Source organism: Kitasatospora sp. NPDC058046 (assembly GCF_042885595.1).
GTDB lineage: Bacteria > Actinomycetota > Actinomycetes > Streptomycetales > Streptomycetaceae > Kitasatospora.
This window is the reverse complement of sequence record NZ_JBHVRS010000016.1, coordinates 1-24591: the sequence shown is the minus strand read 5'-3', so window position 1 is coordinate 24591 and position 24591 is coordinate 1. Positions and strand designations below refer to the sequence as shown.

General features: G+C 74.3%; 21 protein-coding genes. 6 read left to right on the top strand and 15 right to left on the bottom strand.

The annotated features are described in order from the left end of the window. Positions 1 to 2: 2 nt before the first annotated feature. The 5 genes from ACFVU7_RS28260 to ACFVU7_RS28240 form a co-directional block, all read right to left on the bottom strand. On the bottom strand, positions 3 to 908 hold the full coding sequence (locus ACFVU7_RS28260) for an ABC transporter substrate-binding protein (RefSeq protein ID WP_388047846.1): 906 nt from the start codon (positions 906 to 908) through the stop codon (positions 3 to 5). An 86-nt stretch (positions 909 to 994) separates the two neighbouring features. Beyond that, positions 995 to 1771 carry an ABC transporter ATP-binding protein gene (locus ACFVU7_RS28255; RefSeq protein ID WP_388047844.1) on the bottom strand — a complete coding sequence of 259 codons (777 nt, stop codon included), beginning with the start codon at positions 1769 to 1771 and terminating at the stop codon, positions 995 to 997. After that, the gene (locus ACFVU7_RS28250) at positions 1768 to 2634 is read right to left on the bottom strand and encodes an ABC transporter permease (protein ID WP_388047842.1); all 867 of its coding nucleotides are present in this window, start codon (positions 2632 to 2634) and stop codon (positions 1768 to 1770) included. Before ACFVU7_RS28250 ends, ACFVU7_RS28255 begins: the two co-directional genes overlap by 4 nt. Further along, complete coding sequence (locus ACFVU7_RS28245; protein ID WP_388047841.1) at positions 2631 to 3671, bottom strand: NrtA/SsuA/CpmA family ABC transporter substrate-binding protein; 1041 nt, start codon at positions 3669 to 3671, stop codon at positions 2631 to 2633. Before ACFVU7_RS28245 ends, ACFVU7_RS28250 begins: the two co-directional genes overlap by 4 nt. Before the next feature lie 59 nt (positions 3672 to 3730). Beyond that, positions 3731 to 4834 carry an ABC transporter substrate-binding protein gene (locus ACFVU7_RS28240; RefSeq protein WP_388047840.1) on the bottom strand — a complete coding sequence of 368 codons (1104 nt, stop codon included), beginning with the start codon at positions 4832 to 4834 and terminating at the stop codon, positions 3731 to 3733. Between the two features lie 431 nt (positions 4835 to 5265). On the opposite strand from ACFVU7_RS28240, the gene ACFVU7_RS28235 reads away from it, so the two are divergent. After that, a complete protein-coding gene (locus ACFVU7_RS28235; protein ID WP_049652177.1) occupies positions 5266 to 6048 on the top strand; it encodes an IclR family transcriptional regulator in 783 nt (260 codons plus the stop codon). Positions 6049 to 6253: 205 nt separating this feature from the next. Here ACFVU7_RS28235 and ACFVU7_RS28230 read toward each other — a convergent pair whose 3' ends face one another. The 6 genes from ACFVU7_RS28230 to ACFVU7_RS28205 form a co-directional block, all read right to left on the bottom strand. Continuing rightward, positions 6254 to 7189, bottom strand: coding sequence for a winged helix-turn-helix domain-containing protein (locus ACFVU7_RS28230; protein WP_369808300.1), 936 nt, complete (start codon positions 7187 to 7189; stop codon positions 6254 to 6256). A 504-nt stretch (positions 7190 to 7693) separates the two neighbouring features. Next, entirely contained in the window at positions 7694 to 7879 is a 186-nt protein-coding gene (locus ACFVU7_RS28225; protein ID WP_049652176.1) for a hypothetical protein, read from the bottom strand. Positions 7880 to 8266: 387 nt separating this feature from the next. After that, positions 8267 to 8941: an ATP/GTP-binding protein gene (locus ACFVU7_RS28220; protein WP_079272453.1), complete on the bottom strand. Its 675-nt coding sequence runs from the start codon at positions 8939 to 8941 to the stop codon at positions 8267 to 8269. Next, entirely contained in the window at positions 8922 to 9533 is a 612-nt protein-coding gene (locus ACFVU7_RS28215; protein WP_388047839.1) for a DUF742 domain-containing protein, read from the bottom strand. Before ACFVU7_RS28215 ends, ACFVU7_RS28220 begins: the two co-directional genes overlap by 20 nt. Positions 9534 to 9541: 8 nt before the next feature. Further along, the gene (locus tag ACFVU7_RS28210; RefSeq protein WP_049652175.1) at positions 9542 to 9961 is read right to left on the bottom strand and encodes a roadblock/LC7 domain-containing protein; all 420 of its coding nucleotides are present in this window, start codon (positions 9959 to 9961) and stop codon (positions 9542 to 9544) included. Then, on the bottom strand, positions 9958 to 12993 hold the full coding sequence (locus ACFVU7_RS28205; protein WP_388047837.1) for a nitrate- and nitrite sensing domain-containing protein: 3036 nt from the start codon (positions 12991 to 12993) through the stop codon (positions 9958 to 9960). Before ACFVU7_RS28205 ends, ACFVU7_RS28210 begins: the two co-directional genes overlap by 4 nt. Positions 12994 to 13542: 549 nt before the next feature. Between ACFVU7_RS28205 and ACFVU7_RS28200 the strand changes: the two genes are divergently transcribed. Both ACFVU7_RS28200 and ACFVU7_RS28195 read left to right on the top strand, forming a co-directional pair. After that, positions 13543 to 15369: an AMP-dependent synthetase/ligase gene (locus tag ACFVU7_RS28200; RefSeq protein WP_388047835.1), complete on the top strand. Its 1827-nt coding sequence runs from the start codon at positions 13543 to 13545 to the stop codon at positions 15367 to 15369. 211 nt (positions 15370 to 15580) lie between these two features. Next, a complete protein-coding gene (locus ACFVU7_RS28195) occupies positions 15581 to 16756 on the top strand; it encodes a polysaccharide deacetylase family protein (protein ID WP_388047985.1) in 1176 nt (391 codons plus the stop codon). Positions 16757 to 16865: 109 nt separating this feature from the next. Here the strand turns inward: ACFVU7_RS28195 and ACFVU7_RS28190 are convergent, their stop codons facing one another. Continuing rightward, positions 16866 to 17258 (bottom strand): hypothetical protein, encoded by a 393-nt coding sequence (locus ACFVU7_RS28190; protein ID WP_388047834.1) that lies wholly within the window; start codon positions 17256 to 17258, stop codon positions 16866 to 16868. Positions 17259 to 17657: 399 nt separating this feature from the next. On the opposite strand from ACFVU7_RS28190, the gene ACFVU7_RS28185 reads away from it, so the two are divergent. Beyond that, the gene (locus tag ACFVU7_RS28185; RefSeq protein WP_388047832.1) at positions 17658 to 18623 is read left to right on the top strand and encodes a nitroreductase/quinone reductase family protein; all 966 of its coding nucleotides are present in this window, start codon (positions 17658 to 17660) and stop codon (positions 18621 to 18623) included. A 188-nt stretch (positions 18624 to 18811) separates the two neighbouring features. Here the strand turns inward: ACFVU7_RS28185 and ACFVU7_RS28180 are convergent, their stop codons facing one another. From ACFVU7_RS28180 to ACFVU7_RS28170, 3 genes are all read right to left on the bottom strand, one after another. Beyond that, the gene (locus tag ACFVU7_RS28180) at positions 18812 to 19609 is read right to left on the bottom strand and encodes an SGNH/GDSL hydrolase family protein (RefSeq protein WP_074004280.1); all 798 of its coding nucleotides are present in this window, start codon (positions 19607 to 19609) and stop codon (positions 18812 to 18814) included. 553 nt (positions 19610 to 20162) lie between these two features. Next, entirely contained in the window at positions 20163 to 20819 is a 657-nt protein-coding gene (locus tag ACFVU7_RS28175) for an NUDIX domain-containing protein (RefSeq protein WP_388047830.1), read from the bottom strand. Between the two features lie 302 nt (positions 20820 to 21121). After that, a complete protein-coding gene (locus ACFVU7_RS28170) occupies positions 21122 to 22297 on the bottom strand; it encodes a hypothetical protein (RefSeq protein ID WP_388047828.1) in 1176 nt (391 codons plus the stop codon). Between the two features lie 278 nt (positions 22298 to 22575). Here ACFVU7_RS28170 and ACFVU7_RS28165 point away from each other — a divergent pair, with 278 nt between their 5' ends. Beyond that, positions 22576 to 23745 carry an exonuclease SbcCD subunit D gene (locus ACFVU7_RS28165; RefSeq protein WP_388047826.1) on the top strand — a complete coding sequence of 390 codons (1170 nt, stop codon included), beginning with the start codon at positions 22576 to 22578 and terminating at the stop codon, positions 23743 to 23745. Continuing rightward, positions 23742 to 24591, top strand: an 850-nt coding sequence (locus tag ACFVU7_RS28160; protein WP_388047824.1) for an AAA family ATPase, incomplete at its 3' end; no start/stop codon positions are given. The genes ACFVU7_RS28165 and ACFVU7_RS28160, both read left to right, overlap by 4 nt.

Sequence of the window (24591 nt, the reverse complement as noted above, 5' to 3'; positions counted from 1 at the left end):
GGTCAGACCGCCTTCGCGAGCGCGGCGGCCACCGGGGCCTCCAGACCGGGGAGGTGGGCGTCGGCGACGGTCAGCGCCCGGTCGATGAAGCCCACACCGTGGAAGATGTCCGCGGCCTCCTGCTGCTCGGCGACGAACCCGGCCGTGGCAGGCTCCAGTCGCCAGGGCAGTGCGACCAGCGCGGCCTGCCAGTCGGCGGCCGTGCCGCCCAGGTTCTCGGCGGCGATCGCGGCGGCCTCGGCCGGGTTGGCGGCCACCCAGGCGTCCGCCCGGCGCAGCGCGGTCGCGATCGCGGCGACCACCTCGGGGCGCCCGGTCGCGAAGTCCCGACGGGTGAAGAACACCGAGCGGTCGGTGATGACGTCACCGGTGCGGACCAGTTCACGGAACTCCCCGGTGCGGCGGGCCGCGGCGAGTTCGGCGCCCTGGGCGATCCAGCCGGCGATCTCGCCGTCGCGCAGCCGCCGGGCCTGGTCCTCACCGGCCGCCGGGCGCGCCGGGGTGACGTCCTCGCCGTACGAGAGCCCCTGGGCGTGCAGGGCCTTGGCGAGCAGGTGGGTCTGCCAGGAACCGACGGAGAGGACGACGGTGCCGCCCTTGAGGTCCGCGACCGTCCGCACCGGACCGGAGTCCAGCACCAGCAGGGCGCCGTGGTCCGGTCGGGGCGCCGAGACCGCCGCGTAGACCAGGTCGTGGCCGGCTGCCTGGGCGGTGATCGGCGGGGTGGAACCGGTGCCGCCGAAGTCGATGACGCCCTCGGCGAGCAGGGCGCCGGTGCGGGTGCCATCCGCGTAGTGGTGGAAGGCGCCGGTCTCGCCGAGCGGGGCCAGCTCCTCGTCCAGGTACGGGAGTCGGGCGAGGTAGTAGAGCGAGGGGTTGCTGGCGTGGACGCCGAGGGTGACGGTCATCTGGTCAACTCCGGTGGTGCGGGCCTGGCTTGTGGGAAGGCAGGCGGGATCGGGGGAAGGTCGGGGAAAGCGGGGGGTCGCGGACGTCAGTGGACGCCGAGGTCGGCGAGCAGACGGCGCCGCAGGTCGGCGAAGGCGGGGTCGGCCGGATCGCGCGGGCTCTCGACGGTGACGGCCTCGTCCCGGGCGAGCAGGCCGTCGCGCAGGACCACGACCCGGTCGGCGAGCCGTACGGCCTCGTCCACGTCGTGGGTGACCAGCAGGACCGCCGGGCGGTGGCGGCGCACCAGGTCGCCGACGAGGTCCTGCATGCGCAGCCGGGTGAGCGCGTCCAGGGCGGCGAACGGTTCGTCCAGCAGCAGGAGTTGCGGCTCGCGGACGAGTGCCCGGGCGAGCGCGACGCGCTGCGCCTCACCGCCGGAGAGGGTGGCCGGCCAGACCTCGGCGTGCCGCTCCAGGCCGACCTCGGCGAGTGCCTTCAGCCCGGTCTCCCGGGTCGCGGCGCCGCGCGGGAGGCCGACCGTGACATTGGCCAGCACCCGCTTGGACAGCACCAGCCGGGGCTCCTGGAACACCACGGTACGGACCGGAGGGACGAGCACGGTGCCCTCGTCGGCCTGGTCGAGCGCCCCGAGGATGCGCAGCAGCGTGGTCTTGCCGGTACCGCTGGCGCCGAGCAGGGCGACGAACTCGCCGCGGGCAATGTCGAGGTCGACCCCGTCGAGGACCGCCCGGGTGCCGAACACCCGGCGCAGGCCGCGCAGGTGGACGGCCGGGGCCGTCCGCTCGGTCACCGAGGGAGGAGCGGGCGAACGGGGCGAGGAGGGGGCGAGGGCGGCGGCGGTGGTCGTGTCGGCGGTCATCGGGCCGCTCCCTGGACGGCCTGGCGCCACGGCATCAGCACGCGCTCCAGGACTCGGACGATGCCGTCGGCGGCGAGGCCGAGCAGCCCGTAGATCAGGATGCAGACGGCGAGGACGTCGGTGCGCGAGTAGTTCTGCGCCTGGGCCATCAAGTACCCGATGCCCTCGGTGGAGTTGATCTCCTCGGCGGCGATCAGGGCGATCACGCTGAGCGTCATCGACAGGCGCAGTCCGGACAGCAGCGAGGGCAGCGCACCGGGCAGCACGACGGTGCGCACGATCGCCCAGCGGCCGAGGCCGAAGCTGCGCATCGCCTCGACCAGTTTGCGGTCGGTGCTGCGGACCCCGCCCGAGGCGGACACGTACATCGGGAAGCTGGTGGCGACCCCGATCAGGGCCACCTTCGCGGTCTCCGTGATACCGAACCACACCATGAACAGCGGGACGAGGGCCAGGAACGGGACGGTCCGCAGGATCTGGATCGCGGAGTCGAGCAACTCCTCGCCGAGCCGGGTGAATCCGGTGACCACGCCGAGCACCAGGCCGGTGGTCGCGCCGAAGAACAGGCCGAGCCCGGCCCGGGTGAGGGAGACGGACAGGGCGTCGGTCAGCTGACCGTTGCCCCACAACTCCCCCACGGCCTGGGCGACCTGGGCGGGCGAGGCGAGCACGTCCTGGGTCAGCGCGCCGGTGGCGGACGCGAGCGCCCAGCCACCGAGCAGGGCGAGCGGACCGACGGTGCGCAGGGTCACGGCCAGCGCGCGGGGGCGGGGCCGGTTCCGCCGGCTCTGCGGGGCGACCAGGCCGGCGTCGAGGGCGGCCCGGGTGTCCTCGGGGGTGAACTTCTCGGTCGCGGTGGTCACTTGGCACCGTCCCCGAGCCTGTTGACGTCGATCAGGTAGGGCTTGACGTCCACCAGCTGCTTGGTGACCTTCTGGTCGGCGAAGAACTGGGCGACCGTCCCGAACCGGGCGGTGTCGGCGTCGGAGATGGCGTCGGCCGGGGTCCCCTGCCTGCTGACGTTCACCGCGACGTCCTTCTCGGCGGGGGTGACGGCGGTCGGGCCGGCGTCGGTGAACACGTTGAGGTAGCCGGCCGGGTCGGCCTTCTCCTTCTCGCCGTTCTCGCGCAGGTAGGTGTAGAACGCCTTGACCACCCCGGGGTGCTTGTCGGCGAAGCCGTTGCGCACCGCCCAGACGGCGTAGTTGTCGGAGCCGACCTCCTGGCCGTTGACCAGGAAGTGCGCGCCGGCGTTGGCGATGGCGGGCGTCGAGAAGGTGTTCCAGGTCGCCCAGGCGTCCACCTGGCCGGAGTTGAAGACCCCGGAGGTCTGGTCGGCGCGCAGGTAGACCCGCTCCACCTTGTCGGCCGGGACCCCGTTCTTCGCCAGCGCCTTGAGCAGCAGGTACTCGCTGGTGCCGCCCTGGGAGACGGCGACCTTCCGGCCGACCAGGTCCTGGACGGACTTGACGGGCGAGTCGTTCTTCACCAGGATCCCCTCGCCGACGCCGTCGGGCGCGGTCTGGGCGAACAGCTTGAAGCCGGGCTTCTGGGCGAGCGCGGCGACGGCCGAGGTGATCGAGCCCTGGGCGACGTCCAGCTGGTCGGCGGAGAGGGCCTGGGCGGCGGGGGCGAAGGGGCCGGCGCTGCCGGTCCAGGCGACCTTGGCGTGGACGGCCGCCAGGGCCCGGTCCAGCGAACCGTCCTTCTTGCCGCGGGCGAGGAAGCCGTTGTTGCCGGGGTCGGGCAGGCGGAGCACCACGTCGGCCTTGCCACCGGCCCCGCCGGCGGCGGAGGCCTTGGCCCCGTCGGCGGACGAGCCGCAGGCGGCCAGGGCGGTGGAGGCGAGCAGCGCGGTGGCGGCGAGGGCGAGGCGGGGGGTCTTCACGGGGGTCTCCATGTGAGTGACAGATGACAGCCGACAGCTGACAACTTTTGAAATCTGTTAGCTGAACGCTGTTACCTGAAGTCTGTGATCCGAACGCTGTCGGCGCCCGCACCTGCGGCGCCGCTCGTGTCGGTGCCGGCAGCGACACCCGCACCCTCACCCGCACGCCGCACACGCAGCAGCTCGCGGGCCGCACGGAGCGGCTCCGGGTCGGCCCACGCCTGGACGTCCACCGGCGCGGCGAGGAAGCCCTGCTCCCTGAGGAACCGTTCCTGCAGCGCCAGCAGCTCCAGCCGCTCCGCCGACAGGTCCAGGTGCAGGGTGCGGTGACTGCCCGGCGCATAGGCCCCGGCGACGCCCTCGGCCCCGGCACCGGTCTCGGCCCGCAGGATCCGGACCACCTCCTCCGGGTGCTCCGCCGCCCAGTCGGCGGCCTCCAGCAGCACCGCGAGGAACCGCGCGACCAGCTCGGGCTGCTCGTCCAGCAGCCGCTGGTGGACGGTGATCGGCCGCGGGGTGCCGTTGTTCACCCGGGCCCGGCGGTCCGGCGCCGCGTCCAGCTCCACGGCCACCTCCGCACCGATCCGGCGGGCCGCCTCGACGGCGAGCGCCCCCTTCACGTACACCGCGTCCACCACCCCGTCCCGCAGGGCGGCCAGCTCCGCGGACCACTGCCCGCCGCCCGGGACGCCGGGGACGTCCACCAGTTCGGCGTCCGCCAGGGTGAGGCCCGCGAGCCCGAGGGCGCCGCGGAGGCCGGCCAGCGCCATCGCCCGCCAGAAGTCGATGCCGATGTCATGATGCGGCACCGCCAGCCGCAGTCCGCGCAGCTGCGCCGGTTCGGTCACGCCGCTGCCGGCCCGCACCAGCACCACCTGGCGCTCCTCGATCCAGGTGAGGCCGATCAGCCTGGTCGCCTCGCCGCGCGAACGGGCCCACAGTGCGGGGACGTTGCCGCCCTCCCGGAACAGTCCGGTCAGCGCGTGGGTGTAGTGGTGGTCCGCCGCCACCTCCGGCGGAGCGTCCTGCAAGGAGCGGACGGCGATGCCGTCGGCGGCGAACTCCCGGGCGAGCCACCCCTGGTCGGCGGCGATCCCGGTCGCGGTGGGCACCGGGCAGCGGGTGAACCAGAGGGTGTCGGGAAGCGGGGAGGCGTTCTGGATGCGACTGGACAACGGAGTTGGTCCTCTACGGGGGCTCCGACGACAGCCGGAGGAGCTCGGGATCGATTACCGCACGAAGGCACAGGAAGCCTGGTGCGCAAGGAAGTTGTACGCCACGATGCAGGGAGGAAGGCAGGTGGCGCGGGAGGCGTCGGTCAGCGACAACACGCACGGGAGGGGAGACACCGGTGGGACGTCACGGTGCTTCTCCTTCCGCAGAGTCGGGGCAGGCGCCGCCTGGACCGAGTGGCCGTCCGGCGCGATGCCAGGAGCGTTCCACGGCGGACGAGCCCGAGGCAAGTCTTTGCCACATGATGGGATCGGTTGTTCATCAACGCCATTCCATTGCAACGCCGTCGACACATTCCCGCAGCACCGGCTGCCCTACGCTGAGACCGCCTCCGGCCGCCGGGCCGGAGTTCCGAACCGAAACGCGAGGTGCCATGCCCGGGGCCGCCACCGCCGTCCAGAGTCCGCCGGCCGGTGCGCAGGCCGTCCAGCGCGCGCTCGGACTGCTGCACTGCTTCCATGACAACGGCCCCGACCTGAGCGCCTCGGACCTGGCCCGCCGGATGGGCCTGTCGGTCTCCACCGCGCACCGGCTGGCCCGCACGCTGGTCAGCGCCGGGTTCCTGGAGCAGGACGAGCAGACCGCCCGCTACCGGCTCGGTCCGGCCGTCGCCGAACTCGGCCAGCTCACCTTCCACCAGCGCGGGTTGCACCTCGCCGGGCCCGAGCTGGAGCTGCTGTCCCGGCGCACCAAGGCCACCGCCGACCTGGCGATCCGCAGCGGCGCGCACGCGGTGATCCTGGTCGGCGGATCGGTCCGCCCGGACACCGGACTGGGCCTGCGCCGCCCACTGCACTCCACGGCGCTCGGCAAGGTCCTGCTGGCCTGGCCCCGCCCGGGCGAGACGACACCGTCAACACTCGGCCCGCTGGCCTCCTTCACCGACCGCACGATCACCGAACCGGCGCTCCTGGAGGAGGAGTTGGCGAAGGTCCGGACGGCCGGGTACGCGCTCAACGACGGCGAGTCGACCGCCGGGGTGCGGACGGTGGCCGTGCCCGTCCTGGACGGCGCCGGGCAGGCGCGGTTCGCCCTGGCGGTCCGTTCGACGCCCGCGCACCTCACCGACGACCGGCTGGACTGGTTCCTCGGCCACGCCCGCGGCTGCGCCGACGCCCTCGCCGTCCTCCTGCTCCCGCCGGACCAGCGCGGCTGACGCTCCCGGCACGCCTTCCACTCCACAGGGACGCGACGAAGCAGCGGGCCGCCCGTCCGTGTCCAGGACGAGTGGTCCGCTGCTTCGACCGGCCGACGCTCAACCGACCGGCGGCAAGAGGCCGTTGGCGACCGGCTGCCAGATCGGGCGCCGGACCGGCCGTCCAGATCCGCCGTCAGATCCGCCGTCAGGCCGGAACCAGCCGTCAGACCGCGGCCGGGGTGTACTTGTAGCCGACCCGGCGGACCGTCACGATGGTGTCCCGGTAGGCCGGTCCGAGCTTGCGGCGCAGCCGGGCGACGTGCACGTCGACCGTCCGCCCGTCCCCGACATGGCCGTAGCCCCAGACCGCGGAGACCAGGTGGTCCCGGGTGTGCACCCGCTGCGGGTGCTCGGTGAGGTGCGCCAGCAGCTCGAACTCCAGGTAGGTGAGGTCGAGCAGCCGCCCGTCGACGTAGGCGTTGCGCCGCTCGGTGTCGACGGCGATGCCGCGCCCGGCCGGGCGGACCGGACGGACCCCCGCCACGGTCTGGCCGGCGGGCCCGCCGGTCGTCGGCTGCGCCCCGTGGGCCGGGTGGGCCCCGGGGAGCGTGTGGGTTCCGGGCTGGGCGGCGGCCCCGACGCCGGCCGGAGCCCCCGGCAGGCCGACGACCTGCGCCGCCGGGCCCTCGGTCGGCACCAGCACCAGGTACCCGACCATCGCGCCGCCGTTCACGCCGCCGAACTGGATTCCGTACTGGGCGAGCAGACCCTGCGGCAGCGCGCCCTGCGGCAGGGTGGCGACGACGGCCGCCCCCTCCGGCAGCGCGGCGAGCAGCGACTGGGGCACCTGCGGGACGGTCACTCCCGGCTGCGCGGCTGCGGGTGCCGGAACGGTCGCCGGACGGGTCGGTCCGACATGGGCCGGGCCGACGTTGGCCGTTCCGGCGTGGGTCGGTCCGGCATAGGGCGGACGGGCCGCCACCCCGGGCCATCGGTCGGACAGCGACGCCGGGGGGACGGACGGTCCCGCGGCCCCGGACGCGCCGGGACCGACCGGCGCGGTGGCGGGGACGGAGGAGACCGGCGGGACGGAGCGGACCGCGCGCAGGTGCGGGGTCGCGGTGGGCAGGGGCAGGGTGGCCGTGGAGGAAGAAGACATGGTGTGCCGCTCATTTCGCGCGTGACGGACGGGGTGGAGTCGTCTGCGCGTCGACCGGGCGTACTGCCTGGGCTGGACCGGAACGAACCGGATCAGCGGGCGGAGGGCCGGGACGCGCTGGGCGAGCCGGGACACGTTTGATCGAACAGGTGCGGCTGCCGGGACGGCCAGAACGGCTCGAGGTCGAGGCGACCCCGCCGGCTGTCCACGGCGCGGCTCCCGCACCGGTTCCACCGTCCGGTCCGTCCACCCGCGCGCATCGCGGGGGCCGACCCGGCCGTTCGGGTACGGCTGACGATGCCGGGGGTGGTGCTGGGGCAGACGATGTTCACTGGTGGTCTCTCCGCTGGGCGGGTCCGGTTGGTCGGCCGCGGGCACGCCGGACGGGCGGTCCGCTACGGCCTGGTCGACGGGTTTCGGCGGTGCGTCGGACGGTGGACCGAGAGGGCCGGGTGGGCCGTCAGCTCCGAGGACGTACCGGGAAGGTCGGGAAGGTCAGGCCGGTCAGCGACAACACGCGCTGCAGATCAGCGCGTGGTCGATGTAGCGGCGGACGGTGAGCGCCGGATCGGCGGCACCGGTCACGGCGACGCCGGGCATGGGGGCACCGGGCAGCGGGGAGCCGGGCACGGCGGTGGTGATGCGTCGTCGGCCGACGGTCATCCTGCTGCCCTCCCCCTCGTTCTCCACACGGCGGCGCACCGTTGACGGTGCCCGCCGACGATGCCTCGCCGGTTCGTCGAAGGCCGTCCGCCGGTTGCAACGCCCGTACGAACGGGGCGTTTCCGGCGCCCCCGACGGCATGGCCGGGCGGCCTTCGTCCACAGAGCCTTCCACGGCCGGGCCGGTCTAGGCAACCTTCGGCGCAGTGATCGTCCACGATACGGACGGTGGAATGAGACGCCGGGCGGAAGGGGCAGGTCGGCGCGCTGACCTGCCGACTCTTCGCACACCCGTCGTACGGCGGTCGCCCAGCCGTCCTTCACCCGTTGTCGAGCCGGAGCGCGGGCCTACCCCGGCCGGAGCTGGACCTGCTCCGACCGGACCGAGCCGGGTCCGGCCGGGGCCGAGCCGCCCTCAGGCGCCGACCGGGGCGCGGCGGTGCCGGCCGGCGGCGGCGTGCTCGACCAGCGCGACGAGCAGGTCCTTGCCGTCCTGCCGCAGCCGCGCGTCGCAGAGCACCACCGGGATGTCCGGGTCGAGGTCGAGTGCCTCGCGGACCTCGTCCGGAGAGAACCGCTCGGTGCCCTCGAAGCAGTTCACCGCGACCAGGAACGGGATGCCGCGCTGCTCGAAGAAGTCCACCGACGGGAAGCAGTCGGCCAGCCGCCGGGTGTCCGCGAGCACCAGGGCGCCGAGCGCGCCGCGGGCCAACTCGTCCCAGACGAACCAGAACCGGTCCTGCCCGGGCGTGCCGAACAGGTAGAGCGCGAGGCCCGGCCGCAGATCGATCCGGCCGAAGTCCATCGCGACGGTGGTGGTGCGCTTCGCCTCCACCCCCGAGGTGTCGTCGACCGGGCGGCCCAGCTCGCTGAGCTCCTCCTCGGTCCGCAACGGCCGGATCTCGCTGACCGATCCGACCAGCGTGGTCTTGCCCGCGCCGAAGCCGCCCGCGACCAGGATCTTCACCGCGACGGCCGGACCGCCGCGCCAGCGCGGGTCGTTGGCGTTCGCCGGGTGGGACGCGGTGCCGTCCGGATCGGGCACGGTGCCCTCCGGGCGGGGGCGGGGGTCAGAGCGCACGGAGTCCATTGATCACGTCTCGCAGCAGGCGCTCGTCCGGCAGCTCGGCGAGCGGAACGGGTCGGGTGACGCTGATCAGCTCGGCGTCGTAGAGGTCGCCGAGCAGCACCCGCACCACGCTGACCGGCAGGTCGGTGTAGGAGCCGAGCTCGGCGACGGAGAGCGGCTCGCGGCGGCACAGGGTGAGCAGCGTCTGGTGCTCCGGGTCGAGGACGTGCGCGGGCACGGCCCCCGCGACCGGCCCGGGATCGACGGCGGTGACCAGCGAGATCAGGTCGAACAGCCCCTCCTCGACCGGCCGGGTGCGGCCGCGGGTCATCGAGTAGAGCCGCACCACCGGGCCGGCCTCGTCGTCGAACCAGCGGTCGTCGACCGGGGTGCGCGGCCGGAACAGGTCGACGTCGGGCCCGTCCGGGTCGACCTCGCCGTCCTGGCCGTCATGGCCGTCCGGGCGGTCGACGGCGTTCGAACCGCCACTGCCGGACGGACCACCGGCACCGGAGGAACCGCCGCTGCCGGACGGCCCGGCCGTACCCACCGGCACCTGGGGGCCGTCCGGCGTCTCCGGGCCGTCCGGCTCATCCGCCTTCGGATCCGCCATCGGACCGCTCATCTCACCGGCGGGGCGGTTTCGGTGCGCGGCTCGGCGGCCATGTGCTCGCCGACCCGCTTGACCAGCAGCGCCATCTCGTACGCGATCTGGCCGATGTCCGCCTCGGCCTCGCTCAGCACGGCCAGGCAGCTGCCGTCGCCGGCGGCCGTGATGAACAGGAAGGCCTCGTCCAGCTCCACCATGGTCTGCCGGACGCCGCCGACCTTGAAGTGCCCGCCGGCGCCCTTCGCCAGGCTGTGGAACCCGGCGGCGACGGCGGCCAGGTGCTCGGCGTCCTCGCGGTCGAGGTCGCGGGAGGCGCCGGTGGCCAGGCCGTCGTTGGAGAGGATCACCGCGTGCCGCAGGGCCGCGACGCGCCCCACCAGGTCGTCCAGGAGCCAGTTGAGGTCCCCTGACGACTGCATCGACGTGGTCATGAATCAGTTCCTTCCGCTGGAGCGGGTGGTGCGTGTGGAGCGGGTGGTGCAGGTGGTGCGGATGAAGCGGGTGGTGCGGGTACGGCGGTGTCCGGGGTCCGGCGGACCGGCTGCCCGGGCGGTACCCGCCGGACGAGCGGCGCCCGGCCGGTGTCCCGCGGCGCGGGCAGCGCCGCCGGGGCGGGCGCCGGGGCGATCGCCCGCCGGGACCGGTCGGGCGGCTGCCAGGCCGGTACGGCGGTGGGCCGTCCGGTCCCCCGCACGGCACGATCGTCGGGTGTGCCGGGACGATCCGTCAACGGAGCGCCGGTCCGGTCCGTCGGCGCACCGGGGCGGCCCGGGGAGCCGACCGTACGGTCCGCCGGGGCCGTGGCCCCTCGCCCCCGGGTGAAGCCGCGCTGGAAGGAGGCGAAGGTGGCCCTGGCCTCCTCGGGCGAGCGTTCCCGGACCTCCCGGGCCTCCCCGCCGTCCTGGGTGCCTCCGGCCGATCCGTCGCCGGCCGACGCGCCTCCGGCCCCGCCGTCGGCTCCGGTACCGGCTCCGTTGCGGAACCGTTCCTTCAGCTGTTCCGTGAGCTGTTCCCTGAGCTGCGGCGCCAGGTTCGCCTGCCGGACCCGCCGGGGCAGGCCGCCCGCCGTCCGGGGAGCGGCACCCGCGGGCGGAACCGCGACCGGGTCGGTCCGCCCGACGGAGCCGCCGACTCCACTGGCCCCGGCAGCTCCGATGACCCCGGTAGCTCCGCCGGCCTCGGCAGCCGCGACGGCCGCCTCGGCCGCGGCCACCACGACGTCCTCCCGCCGGTGCCGCCCCGGCCCCGGCGCGTCCTCGGGGTCCGCCGCGGGCGCGGGGACCAGCACCGGCCCGCCCTTGCCGCGCGAGACCCGGCGCGGCAGTCCGCCCGCCGTCCGGCCCGCGTCCGGCGCGGAGGGGCGCGGCCCTCCCGTCGCCCCGCGGTGCCTGCCGTCCGCGTCACCACCGGCACCGGCGGAACCGACCGCGGACGCCGACGAGGGAGCCGACGGGCGTGCCGACGGGGAAGCACCACCCGACCCGGGCACCGCGACCAGGTCCCGCGGCCCGCGCCGGCCGCCCGCCACGGGCCGCTGCCCGGCCGTGCCCGGCTCCGGCCGCCCGTCCGGCGCCTCCGCGAGCAGCTCGCGCGGGATCAGCACCACCGCCGTCGTCCCGCCGTACGGGGACGGCCGCAGGTGCACCCGGATGCCGTGCCGGCGGGCCAGCCGGCTGACCACGAACAGGCCCAGCCGGTCGGTGTCGGCGAGGTCGAACTCCTGCTCCACGGCGAGGCGTTCGTTGATCTCGGCGAGCAGCTGCTCGCTCAGCCCGAGGCCGCGGTCGTCGATCTCCAGCGCGAAGCCGTGCGCCACCACCTCGCCCTGGACGGTGACCTGGGTGCTCGGCGGGGAGAACACGGCGGCGTTCTCGACGAGTTCGGCGACCAGGTGGGTGACGTCCGCGACGGCGCTGCCGAGCAGGCCGGTGCCGGGGAACGGCCGGACGATCACCCGGGCGTAGTCCTCGACCTCGCCGACCGCCGCCCGGACCACGTCCACCATCCGGACCGGCTTGCGCCAGGCGCGCCCGGGCGAGCCGCCGGCCAGGATGATCAGGCCCTCGGCGTGCCGGCGCATGCGGGTGGTGAGGTGGTCGACCTTGAAGAGGTCCTCCAGCTCCGCCGGGTCCTCGGTGCGGCGCTCCATGGTGTCGAGCAGGGTGAGCTGGCGGTGCAGTAGCACCTGGCTGCGCCGGGCCAGGTTGACGAACACCGCCGAGACCCCGCGCCGCAGTTCGGCCTGTTCGACGGCGGCCTCGACGGCGGCGCGTTGCACCGCGTTGAAGGCCTGGCCGACCTGGCCGATCTCGGCGTCCCCGAAGTGCAGCTCGGGGGCCTCCGTAGCCACGTCCACCGGCTCGCCGCGGCGCAGCCGCAGCATGACGGACGGCAGCCGGGTGCCGGCCAGCTCGTGGGCCGCGTTGCGCAGGCCGATCAGCTGGCGGGCGAGGCCGCGGCCGATCCGGAACGAGATCATGATCGACAGCACCACGGCGACCAGGCCGATGGCACCGGCGATGCCGCCGCGCCACAGCAGTCCCATCGAGGCGGACCGCGCGCGCTCGTCCAGCCCGGCGGAGATCCGGCTGTTGATCGAGGCGAGGTCGCCGAGCGCCCGGTCGGCGGTCACCCGCCAGGAGTCGCTGTTGAGCGCCTGGACCACCCGCTCGGGGCCGCCGGCGCCGACGAAGTCCGCCTCGGCGCGGGCCAGCGCGCCCCAGGCCTCGCCGCCGCGCAGCGCGACGTAGTCGGACTGGTCGGCGGGGTCGAGCTCGGCGACGTAGACGGTGAACAGCGCCTGCTGGTTGTGCAGGGCGTCCAGCGCGACCTGGTACTGCTCGGCGGTGGGCTTGGCGACGCCGGTGCGCAGGCCCTCCATCGCCGCGTCCTCCTGCGACAGGTACTCGCGGGCGCGCACCAGCTCGATCAGGATGGTGCCCTGACGCGGGAGTTGGCCGCTCTGCCGGGCGACGTAGGCGGACCGGAAGCCGAACACCGGCTTGACCAGGTCGCTGTACTGGCCCAGCGCGAACTCCCAGTTCAGCGCGGAGCGGCCGACCTGGGCGCGGAGCGGTCCGAGCTGGTCGGCGGCGGCGACGATCTGCACGAAGCGGCCGCGCTGCGGGGCGGAGAGCTTGCCCGCGGAAGTGTCCTTCTTCTGCCGCAGCACGTCCAGGCTGCGGTCGGTGGCGGCCTTGGCCCGCTCGTAGCCGTCCCTGGCGGCCGGCGAGCGCGGGTCGGCCAGGCGCTGGACGGCGGCGCGGCGCTCGTTCTGCAGGTCCCCGGTGTACTGGTCGACCGGGCCCGCGAACTCCTTGTACGTACGGCTGATCCCGAGCTGGTTCCAGACGTCCCCGGTGGTGGCGATCGTCGCGTAGGCCCACAGCGCGGCGAGCGCGACGATGGGCACCAGGAGCAGCGCGATGATCTTCGCGCGGATCGAGCTGCTGCGCAGACGCATGGAGTCCTCGGTCGGGAAGTGCCAGGCGCGGACGGGGAGCGGTGGGAACGATAGGAACGGCGGGAGCGGCGGGAACGGTGGAGGGATGGTGTCGAGGCGCCGGTTCAGGGCCGGATCGGGGCCGAGGCGGAGCCGGGTCGGTGGTGGTACGGGGCTGGTACGGGGGGTGGCGCGGGACGGCATGGAGGGTGCCGAGGGCAAGGTCGGAGGAGGGGTTTCCGGCCACAGGTCTGCGAGACTCTACTACGCCCTCACCACTCGTTCGAGGGGCGAACCGGTCCACCGACCGGTCTCGTCCCGCACACGTCAGAAACCGGCCTCCCCCTCCCCCGCTTCACGTCCGGAATGTCCGCCCGTGCCCGGAAATGCGGGATTGACACGAGGCCCCCGCACCCTCAGCGGTTCCTCCTCCGCACCTCCCCGGGGACGACACCACCGGAGGAGGCCGGTGCCGATCTCGTCGTGTCACCGCCACAACCCTGGGCAGTGACAGGGTGATCCGATAGTTTCGGCCCACCCCGTACTACCGGCACCGAACTGGGGAGGACTGTGCGCGAGTTCACCACCCCCGCCCCGGCCGTGCCCGAGGCCTCCGGAGGACTCGCCGACTCCCTCTACGACACCGCCGGGCGCACCCCCGACCTGGTCCAGCTGTCCTGGCGGACCGAGGACGGGCAGTGGCAGGACGTCACCGCCCGGGAGTTCCGGGACCAGGTGCTCGCCCTGGCCAAGGGTCTGCTCACCCACGGCGTGCGCTACGGCGACCGGGTCGCCCTGATGTCCCGCACCCGCTACGAGTGGACGCTGTTCGACTACGCACTCTGGTCGATCGGCGCGATCACCGTGCCGGTCTACCCCACCGCCTCCCCCGAGCAGGTGCGCTGGATCCTCGCCGAGACCCAGGCGGTGGCCTGTCTGGTCGAGGACGAGGACGCCGCGATGACCGTCGGCGCGGTCTGCGACGCGCTGCCCGACCTCACCGGCATCTGGCAGCTGGACCGCGACTGCGTCGCCGCGATCACCGAGGACGGCCTCGGCGTGCCCGACTCCCTGGTGCACCGCCAGCGCCTCGGCGTCGCCGCCGGGAACATCGCCACCGTCGTCTACACCTCGGGCACCACCGGCCGCCCCAAGGGCTGCCTGATCACCCACGCCAACCTGGCCGCCGAGGCGGACGCCCTGCTCGCCGGCTGGGGGGACGTCCTGCGCGACACCGGCGGCGGCCGCCCCGCCACCCTGCTGTTCCTGCCGCTCGCGCACGTCTACGGGCGGGCCGTGCAGATCGCGGCGATCCGCGGCGGCTTCCGGATCGGGCACATCCCCGAGGTCTCCACCGACGCGCTGCTGCCCGCGCTGGAGACCTTCCGCCCGACCTTCCTGCACGCCGTCCCGTACGTCTTCGAGAAGATCTTCCAGCAGGCCCGGCGGGCCGCCGAGGACGCCGGGCGCGGCGAACTCTTCGAGCAGGCCCGGCAGGTGGCCGTCGACTGGGCCGCCGCCCGGGAGCAGAAGGCCTTCGGCCGCGGCCCCGGACCGGGCGCGGCCCTGCGGCTGCGCCACCTCGCGTACGAGCGGACCGTCTACCCGAGGCTGCGGGCGGTGCTCGGCGGCCGGGTGCGCAGCGTGATGTGTGGCGGCTCCACGCTCCGGCGCGAGCTGGGCCTGTTCTTCACCGGCGCCGGCCTCCAGCTGTACGAGGGCTACGGGCTGACCGAGACCACCGCCGCGATCACCGCCAACCCGGCCGGCCGGCAGAAGCTCGGCACGGTCGGACAGCCGGTGCCGGGCGCCTCGGTGGCGATCGCCGACGACGGCGAGGTGTGGGTGCGCGGCGGCTCGGTCTTCGGCGGCTACCTCAACCATCCGCGGTGCACCGCCGAGTCCCTGGTCGACGGGTGGTTCGCGACCGGTGACCTGGGCCGGCTGGACGAGGACGGCTACCTCAGCATCACCGGCCGCAAGAAGGACCTGATCGTCACCAGCAGCGGCAAGAACCTGGCCCCGGCGGCCCTGGAGGAACGGGTCGAGGCGCACCCGCTGGTCTCCCAGTGCCTGGTGGTGGGCGACGACCGCCCGTACGTGGCCGCACTGATCACGCTCGACCCGGCCGCCCTGGCGCACTGGCTGAAGACCCACGGGCGGGAGCAGGCGGACCCGTGGACGGTGCTCGCGGACGAGGAGCTGCACGTGGAGGTCCAGCGTGCGGTGGCGGCCGCGAACACGGCCGTCTCGCGGGCCGAGTCGATCCGCGCGTTCCGACTGCTGCCACGGGAGTTCAGCCAGGAGCAGGGGCTGCTGACGCCCTCGCTCAAGCTGCGGCGGGCGGCGATCGCCGAGCACTACGCGACGGACATCGAGGAGTTGTACCTGCCCTGAACCGGGGCTGTCCGTCTGGTCCTTGACGTACCGTCTTGTCCCTTGTGCCACAGGCACGATGACCGCGCAGCGGCGAATTGGTTCATTCGCCGTTCCCTTGACGGCCTTATTGGTCTAGTCCATTGTTGCGACGATCCAGAGTTCCACGGTCCGATTCCGCTCACGCCCTCCCCACGGGCGTACCCCCACATGCTGGAGTCCTCACGTGTCGATGTCCACACGCCTGTCCGCGCGCCCGTCCACACGCCTGTCCACACGCCTGTCCGCGCTGGCCGCCTCGGTCGCCCTGCTCACCGGCCTCGCCGCACCGGCGGCCTCGGCCGACGCCGCCCCGGCCGGCGGTCCGAGCGCCCAGGCCGCCCCGACCGTCAACCTCGCCACCAACCCCGGCTTCGAACTGCCCTCCCCCGACCTCGCCGACTGGGGCAGCATCCCCGGCTGGAGCTGCACCGGCGGACCGGCCGAAGCGGCCGTCACCGCCAACGCCCCGCACACCGGCGCCTCCGCGCTGACCGTCACCCCCGCGAACGCCGACTCCACCGGGGAGTGCGCGCAGACCGTCGCGGTCCAGCCCAACACCACCTACACGGCCTCCGCCTGGGTGCGCGGCAACTTCGTCTACCTGGGCGCCACCGGCACCGGCAAGGACGTCGCACCCGCCTGGACGGAGACCACCGGCGGCGGCTGGCAGCGGCTGAGCACCCGGTTCACCACCGGCCCGAACGCGCGCAGCATCCGGCTGTACGTCCACGGCTGGTACCAGCAGGGCCCGTTCTCCGTGGACGACGTCCGGGTGGACGGCCCCGCACCCGCCCCGGCCGTCGCCGCCGGCTCCGTCCCCACCAACGACAAGGTCGTCTTCTTCACCGTGGACGACGGCTGGCAGCGCACCCCCGAGGCGGAACGGTTCATCGCCGACCACCGGCTGCCGATCACCGCCTTCCCGCTGCCGATGCCGGCCGCCACCGACCCGGACTTCTTCCGGCGGGTCACCGCCGTACCCGGCTCCTCGGTCCAGGACCACAGCGTCTCCCACACCGACCTCAGCACGCTCCCGCTGGAACGGCAGCAGGTCGAGATCTGCGACGCCCGTGACTCCATGACCCGCGTCTTCGGCACCACGCCGACGTTCTTCCGCCCGCCGTACTTCACCTGGAACGCCGACACCCTGCAGGCCGCCGCCAACTGCGGCATCCGCACCGTGCTCACCGCCGACGCGGACTTCAGCTGGGGCGCCGCCAACATCTGGCACCCGGGCCTGCTGCAGCCGGGCGACGTCGTCCTGATGCACTGGACCGACACCCTCGCCTCCGACCTCCAGCGCGCCCTCGCCGCCGCCGACGCCGCCGGGCTCAAGCCGGCCGGCCTGGTCGACTACCTCCGCTGACGGGCACCCGTCCGGGCCTGACGGACGCGTCGCCGCCTCCGAGGGGGGCGGCGGCGCGTCGCCGTTCGCTCGGGCGCTCCCGCGCTCCGGCGCTCAGCCGCTCCGGCGCTCAGCCGCCGAAGACGTCTCCCGTCCATCCGGTCAGGCGCGCTTCGAAGTCGGCCGCGGAGGTGATGTCCTGGGCCGGGATCGCACCGCCCGACTCGTGCTCCCCCGCCGTGACCAGCTTCTCCTCCCAGCCGGCGGCCAGGTAGGACACGTCCGCCCAGCCCCCGCGGAAGAGCACCGCCTCCAGTTCCGCACCGGTCAGCGGGTCGGCCAGCCGCAGGCCGACCGAGTCCGGATCGACGACCCGGGCACGGTCCGTCTCCAGCGGCTGCGGCCACGGGGCGAGCCGATCACGCCAGGTGAGCGGACCCACCGTCAGCCGGGCCGCACGCCACCCCGGGGCCCGGGCGGCGATCCGCGCGGCGGCGTCGTCGAGGTCCACCACACGTTCCATGGCAGCTTCCGGTTCCTCTCAGGCGGCGATCGTCCTCGTTGACAGCGTGTCCGCGGCCTGGCTCTAATGGGGGCGTGCAGCGCGGCGTCGGCCACAGAGTAGTGGGCCGGCCGACAGCCGAGCGAGCACCTTTCCGAAGGGACGATGCGCGATGAGCACTCTCTCCGCTTCCCTGATCTGACGCCGGGCGGTCACCGCGCTGCCCGCGTGCGCGAACCGTGCCCCGTGACGGACGTCGACGGACGCCGACGGATGTCCGCGGACGTCGCCGGACGCGCGACCAGCCGTTATCACCGGCTCCGGAACTCGGCGCCCGGCCCTCGGCACTGGGCACTCGGCACTCGGCACAGCAGGTGACCGCGACTTCCCCTTTCCTCTCTGGAGATCCACCACACACGCATGCCCATGTCCTTCAACCAGAACGTCATCGAGGAGTTCCGCGCCAACGGCGGGCGGGTCGGCGGCCCGTTCGAGGGCGGCGACCTGCTGTTGCTGACCACCACCGGGGCACGCTCCGGGCGGCCGCACACCGTGCCGCTCGGGTACGTCCGGGCGGAGGGGTTGCTCCTGGTCGTCGCCTCGGCCGCCGGGGCGCCGGAACACCCCCAGTGGTACCGCAACCTCCTCGCCCACCCGGTGGTCCGGGTCGAGATCGGCACCGAAGCCTTCGACAGTGCAGGATTCGGCGTCGAGGCCTTCGACACCGTCGCCGTGCCCACCGAAGGCGACCGCCGGGAACGGCTGTTCGCCGCCGTCGTCCGGAAGGCTCCGGGCTACGGCGACTACCGGGCGCACACCGACCGGGAGTTGCCGGTCATCGCCCTGGAACGACCCGAGCCGCCCTCCGTCAGCCCCGCCCCGGTGGTGCGCAGCCTCGCCGACAAGCTGCTGGAGGCGCACACCTGGCTGCGCGCACAGCTGCGCCACGTACGGGAGGCAGCGCACGCCCACCTCCCGGGCCGACCGGCCCCGCTCGGGCTGCAGCTGCGCCAGCACTGCCTGGCCTTCTGCGACGGGCTGACGCACCACCACACCGGCGAGGACACCGCCGTGTTCCCCGCCCTCGCGCGCAGCCACCCGGAGCTGGCCGACGTCCTGGCGCGGCTCGACGAGCAGCACCGGGCCATCGGGCGGATCAAGGAGGAGTTGGTGGCCCTGCTGGCCGGGATCGCGGTCACCGAACCGGAGCGGCTCCGTACGGAGCTGGACCGGATGTCCGCCGAACTGGAGGCGCACCTCGACTTCGAGGAGGCGGAACTCCTGCCGGTCCTCGCCGGCATCCCCTTCCCGCCGACCGGACCGGCCCCGGGCAGGCCCGCGCCGAACGGATCCGCGCCGAACGGATCGGCGCCGAACGGCCGCTGAAACGGCGGTGCCGCCGCCCCCTCTCGAAGCATGGGAGGGGACGGCGGCACCGGCATGCCCCATGACGGGACAGTGCCCGTCGGAGCCCGTCCGTGACGACGGTCCGCCAAAGCGGTTCGCTACGGCGGTCCGCCACGACGACCACTGCGGGCCGATCCGGCTCCTACGGCCCTTACGGCCTACCGTCCTCAGGAGGCCGAGAACACCGGCAGGTAGCCGCCGGACTGGCCGGCCGCCTTCGGGTGGTAGCTCTCGTCGACCGGCAGGGTGGCGCTGTTCAGCCAGGTGGTCAGCGAGCCGCAGATCTCGTGCTCGGTGAAGACGTTGCGGACGTCGCCGAAGGCGAAGCCGGCGTTGGCGGCCCGCTTGGCGAGGACGCCGTCCAGGGTGTCGGCGGCACTGTTGATGGCGGCGCGCGCCGTGTCGCCGATGCCGAAGATGCAGCTGCCGCCGATCTTGTAGATGTGCGGGTAGCCCATCACCACGACGTGGGCGTTGGGGGACTTCGACTTGATCGCCGAGTACACCTTGTCCAGCTGGCCGGGCAGGGTGGTGGTGGCGTAGTTCTTGGCGGTGTTGACGGCGTTGACGCAGTCGGACTCCGAACCGAGGACACAGGTCTGCATGGTGTCGGCGAAACCGGCGTCGTTGCCGCCGACCGAGATGCTGACCAGCGTGGTGCTGGCGTCCAGGGCGGAGATCTGGCTGTTGAGGATGTCACCGGTCTTGGCGCCCGAACAGGCCACGAACTTGAAGGAGGACGGCGCGTGCGCGTTCTTCCAGAGGTACGCGTACGCGTTCGTGCTGCGCTTGCAGCTGCCGCTGTCGCTCAGGTAGCTGCCGGCACCGACGCCGGAGGAGTACGAGTCCCCGAGGGCCACGTAGTTGACACCGGCGGCGTTCGCGGACGACGCGGCGAAGAGCGTCGTCATGGTGAGGCCTGCCGCTACGGCGGCGATGGACAGGGCACGGGCAGGGCGGATCATCGCATCTCCAGTGGGGTGGCGTGGCGAGGGTCACAGAAGTGATACCAGGCGGTAGCCAAACCCGGAAGCGGTCATGCCAAGGATATTGACGGGCCGTCCGACAGCCCGGAGATGAATTGCCGCCGACAATCCGGGATTTCGCCCAGGTCAGCGGGGGTACGCGGTGACGCGCGTAGCGCAGCGCGCGTAGACCGGCAACTTGCGGAAGTTCTGTGCACGGTAAGCGGGGGGCTTCCGCCCGGTTACCGCCGAGTCAGATTCGAAGCGGGTGCCGAGGGGCACAGGGGGGGCTGACGGAACACCTCAAGGCACGTCAGAAGGTGGGCGGAACAGGGCATCGGCGGAACCGGTGAAATTCACCGGTGAGCCTGATCGGACCCGTGCGGCTGATCGGACGCGTGCGGCTGACGGTTGACGTCCGCCATGGCCGCGCCTGCCGCACGTGCCGCGCGATGTGGCAGCGCGTCAAGGCAGCACGGCGGGACACCACGCCAGGGCGGCGCATCAGAGCACCCCGCCGGGAGGTCGCGCAGGAGTACGGCGACGCGCGTGGTCAGCCGTGCACGCCGGGGCGGCCACCACCGAGGTGCACGGCACCCGGGGAGACGGCGCCCGGGGAGACCGTGCAGCCCTCGACCGGCAGCTCCTCGATCGCCTCGTTCGCAGCCGCGGGCACGCCGAGCCAACGCGCGGCGGTGGCGACCGCCGCCCGAGCCTGGCGCAGCCCGGGCGCGCCCCAGCCGAGCAGCTCGACGGCGAGGCCCGGCGCGACCAGCAGTCGCCGGTAGTGCCGGCCCGAGGCCGGGTCGGCCACGCTCGGGCCGACCGCCCGCAGCGCCGCCGCCATCCGGACCCGCGCACACTCGTGCCCGCCGTTCGCCGAACCGACCCGGTCGTAGAGGTAGCCGAGGTAGTACGGCCGGCCGATCACGGCCTGCGCCTCCTCGGCGGCCTCCCGGGCCAGGGCGGCCGCCGGATCACCGCCGTCCTCCGGCTCCAGCGACCCACCGGGCAGCGAGCAGATCCCGTCCCTGGGGTTCACCAGCGTCAGCACCCGCCCGTCCGGTGCGAACAGCCACCCCCAGGACTGCTTGACCGGCAGCCCCTCCGGCACCTGCTCGCCCGGCCGCCACGGCCAGCCCGCGGTGGGACGCCGCCGCACCTTCCCGAGCAGTTCGGCGATCTCCGCGCTGTACTCGATCGGGCTCATGCTCTCGCCCCGCGGCGCTCGGCGGGGGTGCTCGCCCCTGCGCACCCCCTGGCACCGAGCTCGCTCCGCTCGCTCATCCGTCCCCCTCTCGCTGTCGGGCTTCGCCGGACCGGCGGTGCGCGGGGAGGACCTGCAGGGCGCGGTACGGAGCGGCCGGAGCGGCGGCGTGGGGCACCGCACGCTCCTGCTGTTGATCTTCTCCGAATCTTCCCCGAACAGGCGGTCGATGAACAGTCCCCAGCGCCGCATGGTGGACGCGGAGGCGGTGAACGCGGTGGACGCGGAGGCGACGAGCCCCCCGATCACCCCAGCGGCCCACCCCCTTCCCCGGCGCCCCGGAAGCCGGGCAGCGGGAACCCGGGCCGAGGGTCCACCCCGGGCGGGAACGGCATCCCACGCGCGGCGTCGTCGGCCAGCTCGTCGAACACCTCGTGCGCCGTCATCGGCCGCAGCCGCCCGCTGGTCAACGCCCAGCCGAGCACCGGCGGCCGGAGCCCGGCGTCGTCGGCCGGGGAGGCCGGGCCCCTGGCCGGGGCGGACCGGCCGTCGGCCTGACCGGCGGCCCGGACACCCGCCGACGGATCGCCGTGCAGCAGCAACGCCCCCTCCCCGCCCAGGGCGACGCCCGCCGCGAGCGTGACGCAGAACGCCTCGGCGTCCCGCCCGGCCGGGTACAGCCGCCCCTCCTCCACGCAGACGTCCACCGCCGAGGTGAGCTCCTCGCCGTCCTCCGGGCCGTGGCAGCGCAGCGTCAGCAGGTGGCACCCCTCCCCCGCGCCCTCGGCGAGCGCCAGGTAGACGGACGTCACGTACCGCATCACGGCCGCCATCCGGAACTGCCCGTCCGGGTCCTCGCCGACGGCGTCCAGCAGGGCCGCGCAGGCCACGGACATCCGCACCCGCGCCCGGTGGTCGTCCAGCAGCACCGGGAGCAGCTCGGCCAGCCGCTCCCCCGCGTAGACGAACGGCTCCCCCGCCAGCTCGGGATCGCCCGCGTAGGCGACCCGGGCGGCGGGCATCCGGGGATCGAGGCCGAGCGCCTCGCAGTAGTCCTCGAAGTCGCCCGCCTCCAGGACCCGCAGGTGCACCTCCAGCCCCTGCCGGTGCAGGGCCGTGAGCTGCTCCTCCGCCCGCCGCAGGTAGGCCTGGTGCCCGAGCCCGCCGAACAGCCCGTACCGCGCCAGCCCGGCGAAGTCCCCGGCGTCGACGGCCAGGGCCACCGCCACCGGCTGGGGCGGCGGCGCGCCCCGGACCCGCCCGCCGAGCCCGACCGCCCGCGCACCGTCCCCTCCCGCACGGGCCCCCGGCGGCCGGCCGCCCCCGGGCGGCGCCGCCCCGCCGGGCCCGGCGGCCGACACCCCGCCGACACCGCCGCCCGGCCTCCGCCCGGCCATCACCAGCACCCGCCGCCGCCCCCGCGACGGACGCCCCGCCGCAGCGCCCAGCGCCTCGCACACCGACTCCCGCACGACAGTCATGACTCCTCCTTCTCGCTCGCCCGACTCCGGACCTCGTCGGCCGCCCCGACCGGGGGTGGCCGACGCCGAGGAACATACACAGAGCCACTGACAATTCACCCCAAGTAATCGAACAAGCTCAGCGCCACCCTCACCGGCACCGCACGGCACCCGCGGCCCGCCGTCCCCCCGGGACTCCCGGGACCCCCGGGACCCCCGGGACCCCCGGGACCCCCGGGGTGTGTGGTTTCCACCGGGCCGGGCGGGATTGTCAGTGCTGCGCGTTAGGGTCGGGGACCATGCGACTGCTGCATACCTCCGACTGGCATCTCGGGCGCTCGTTCCACCGGGAGAGCCTGCACGACGCCCAGCGCGCCTTCCTGGACCACCTGGTGGAAGTGGTCCGGTCCGAGGGCGTGGACGCCGTGCTGGTCGCGGGGGACGTGTACGACCGGGCGCTGCCTGGGCTGGAAGCGGTCGCGCTGTTCGACGACGTGCTGCACCGGCTGGCGGACCTCGGGGTGCCGACGGTCTTCATCAGCGGCAACCACGACTCGGCCCGCCGCCTCGGCGTCGGGGCGGGGCTGATCGGGCGGGCCGGCGTCCACCTGCGGACCGACCCGGGCGAGTGCGCCGAGCCCGTCCTGCTGGCGGACGAGCACGGCCCGGTGGCGGTGTACGGGCTCCCCTACCTGGAGCCGACGCTGGTCCGCGAGCGGTTCGGGCTGGCGAAGGGCGGGCACGCGGCGGTGCTCGGCGCCGCGATGGACCAGGTCCGGGCGGATCTCGCGGCGCGCCCGTCCGGCACCCGGGCGGTGGTGCTGGCGCACGCCTTCGTCACCGGCGGCGCGCCGAGCGACAGCGAGCGGGACATCGCGGTCGGCGGCGTCGCCTCCGTACCCGCGTCGGTCTTCGACGGGGTGCACTACGCGGCGCTCGGCCACCTGCACGGCTGCCAGACGCTCGCACCGCACCTGCGCTACAGCGGCTCCCCGCTCGCCTACTCCTTCTCCGAGGTGAAGCAGCGCAAGACCATGTGGCTGGTCGACCTGGCCGCCGACGGCTCGGTGACGGCCGAACGCGTCCCCTGCCCCGAGCCGCGCCGGCTGGCGACGCTGCGCGGCACCCTCGACGCGCTGCTCACCGAGGAGGGGTACGCCGAGCACGAGCAGTCCTGGGTGCAGGCCACGCTCACCGACGCGGCCCGGCCGAGCGAGCCGATGGAGCGGTTGCGCCGCCGCTTCCCGCACACCCTCCAGCTGCTGTTCGACCCCGAGCGGAGCGAGGCCGAGCCCTCGCAGTCGTACGCGGCGCGGGTCAGCGGCCGCGGGGACCTGGAGATCGCGGAGGGCTTCCTGCGGCACGTCCGCCCCGGTGCCGAGCCGGAGCCGGACGAGCTCGGCTGGCTGCGCGAGGGCTTCGAGCACGTCCGGGAGACCACCGACCGGAAGGCGGACCTGCCCCGATGAGGCTGCACAAGCTCACCGTCACCGCCTTCGGCCCGTTCGCGGGCAGCGAGACGGTGGACTTCGACGCGCTCGCCGCCGGCGGGCTGTTCCTGCTGCGCGGCGCCACGGGCGCGGGCAAGACCAGCGTGCTGGACGCGGTCTGCTTCGCCCTGTACGGCGAGACGCCGGGCGCGCGCCGGGCCAACCGGCTGCGCAGCGACCACGCCGACCCGAAGCGGCTGACCTCGGTGGAGCTGGAGCTGACCCTCGGCGGGCGACGGCTCCAGGTCACCCGGCTGCCGGAGCAGCGCCGGCCGAAGAAGGTCGGCACCGGCACCACCGTGGAGCGGGCGCAGACCCTGCTGCGCGAGTGGGTCGCCGACACGGGCGACGGCACGCCCGGCTGGCGGGGGCTCAGCAAGTCGCACCAGGAGGCCGGGGAGGAGATCCACCGGCTGGTCGGCATGAACCGGGAGCAGTTCTGCCAGGTGGTGCTGCTGCCGCAGGGCGACTTCGCCCGCTTCCTCAAGGCCGACTCGGAGGAGCGCGGCAAGCTGCTGCGGCGGCTGTTCGACACCGAGCGGTTCCAGTACGTGGAGGCCTGGCTGGCCGAGCAGCGGCGCGGCCAGGAGGCCGCCGTCCAGGCCGGCCGGCGGCGGCTGCGGGACCTCGCCAGCAAGGCCGAGCAGGCGGCCGGTCCGGACGCCGAGCCCGCCGCGGGCTGGGTGCCGGCCGAGGACGACGCCGCCGGCCTGGCCGCCGGGGTGCTGGGCTGGGCGGCGGTCCTGCGCAGCGGCGCGGCCGAGCAGCTCGCCGTCGCCGAGGCCGCCCTCGCGGGCGCCGGGGCGGCCCAGCGCGCCGCCCAGG

What these genes read in the sequence shown, in the direction of transcription:
- ACFVU7_RS28195 (WP_388047985.1), top strand. Translation starts at nt 15,581, where the DNA reads ATGTCCACACGCCTGTCCGCGCGCCCGTCCACACGCCTGTCCACACGC.
- ACFVU7_RS28210 (WP_049652175.1), bottom strand. Translation starts at nt 9,961, where the DNA reads ATGACCACGTCGATGCAGTCGTCAGGGGACCTCAACTGGCTCCTGGAC.
- ACFVU7_RS28190 (WP_388047834.1), bottom strand. Translation starts at nt 17,258, where the DNA reads ATGGAACGTGTGGTGGACCTCGACGACGCCGCCGCGCGGATCGCCGCC.
- ACFVU7_RS28235 (WP_049652177.1), top strand. Translation starts at nt 5,266, where the DNA reads ATGCCCGGGGCCGCCACCGCCGTCCAGAGTCCGCCGGCCGGTGCGCAG.
- ACFVU7_RS28230 (WP_369808300.1), bottom strand. Translation starts at nt 7,189, where the DNA reads ATGTCTTCTTCCTCCACGGCCACCCTGCCCCTGCCCACCGCGACCCCG.
- ACFVU7_RS28245 (WP_388047841.1), bottom strand. Translation starts at nt 3,671, where the DNA reads ATGGAGACCCCCGTGAAGACCCCCCGCCTCGCCCTCGCCGCCACCGCG.
- ACFVU7_RS28220 (WP_079272453.1), bottom strand. Translation starts at nt 8,941, where the DNA reads ATGGACTCCGTGCGCTCTGACCCCCGCCCCCGCCCGGAGGGCACCGTG.
- ACFVU7_RS28175 (WP_388047830.1), bottom strand. Translation starts at nt 20,819, where the DNA reads ATGAGCCCGATCGAGTACAGCGCGGAGATCGCCGAACTGCTCGGGAAG.
- ACFVU7_RS28165 (WP_388047826.1), top strand. Translation starts at nt 22,576, where the DNA reads ATGCGACTGCTGCATACCTCCGACTGGCATCTCGGGCGCTCGTTCCAC.
- ACFVU7_RS28260 (WP_388047846.1), bottom strand. Translation starts at nt 908, where the DNA reads ATGACCGTCACCCTCGGCGTCCACGCCAGCAACCCCTCGCTCTACTAC.
- ACFVU7_RS28205 (WP_388047837.1), bottom strand. Translation starts at nt 12,993, where the DNA reads ATGCGTCTGCGCAGCAGCTCGATCCGCGCGAAGATCATCGCGCTGCTC.
- ACFVU7_RS28255 (WP_388047844.1), bottom strand. Translation starts at nt 1,771, where the DNA reads ATGACCGCCGACACGACCACCGCCGCCGCCCTCGCCCCCTCCTCGCCC.
- ACFVU7_RS28170 (WP_388047828.1), bottom strand. Translation starts at nt 22,297, where the DNA reads ATGACTGTCGTGCGGGAGTCGGTGTGCGAGGCGCTGGGCGCTGCGGCG.
- ACFVU7_RS28185 (WP_388047832.1), top strand. Translation starts at nt 17,658, where the DNA reads ATGCCCATGTCCTTCAACCAGAACGTCATCGAGGAGTTCCGCGCCAAC.
- ACFVU7_RS28180 (WP_074004280.1), bottom strand. Translation starts at nt 19,609, where the DNA reads ATGATCCGCCCTGCCCGTGCCCTGTCCATCGCCGCCGTAGCGGCAGGC.
- ACFVU7_RS28215 (WP_388047839.1), bottom strand. Translation starts at nt 9,533, where the DNA reads ATGGCGGATCCGAAGGCGGATGAGCCGGACGGCCCGGAGACGCCGGAC.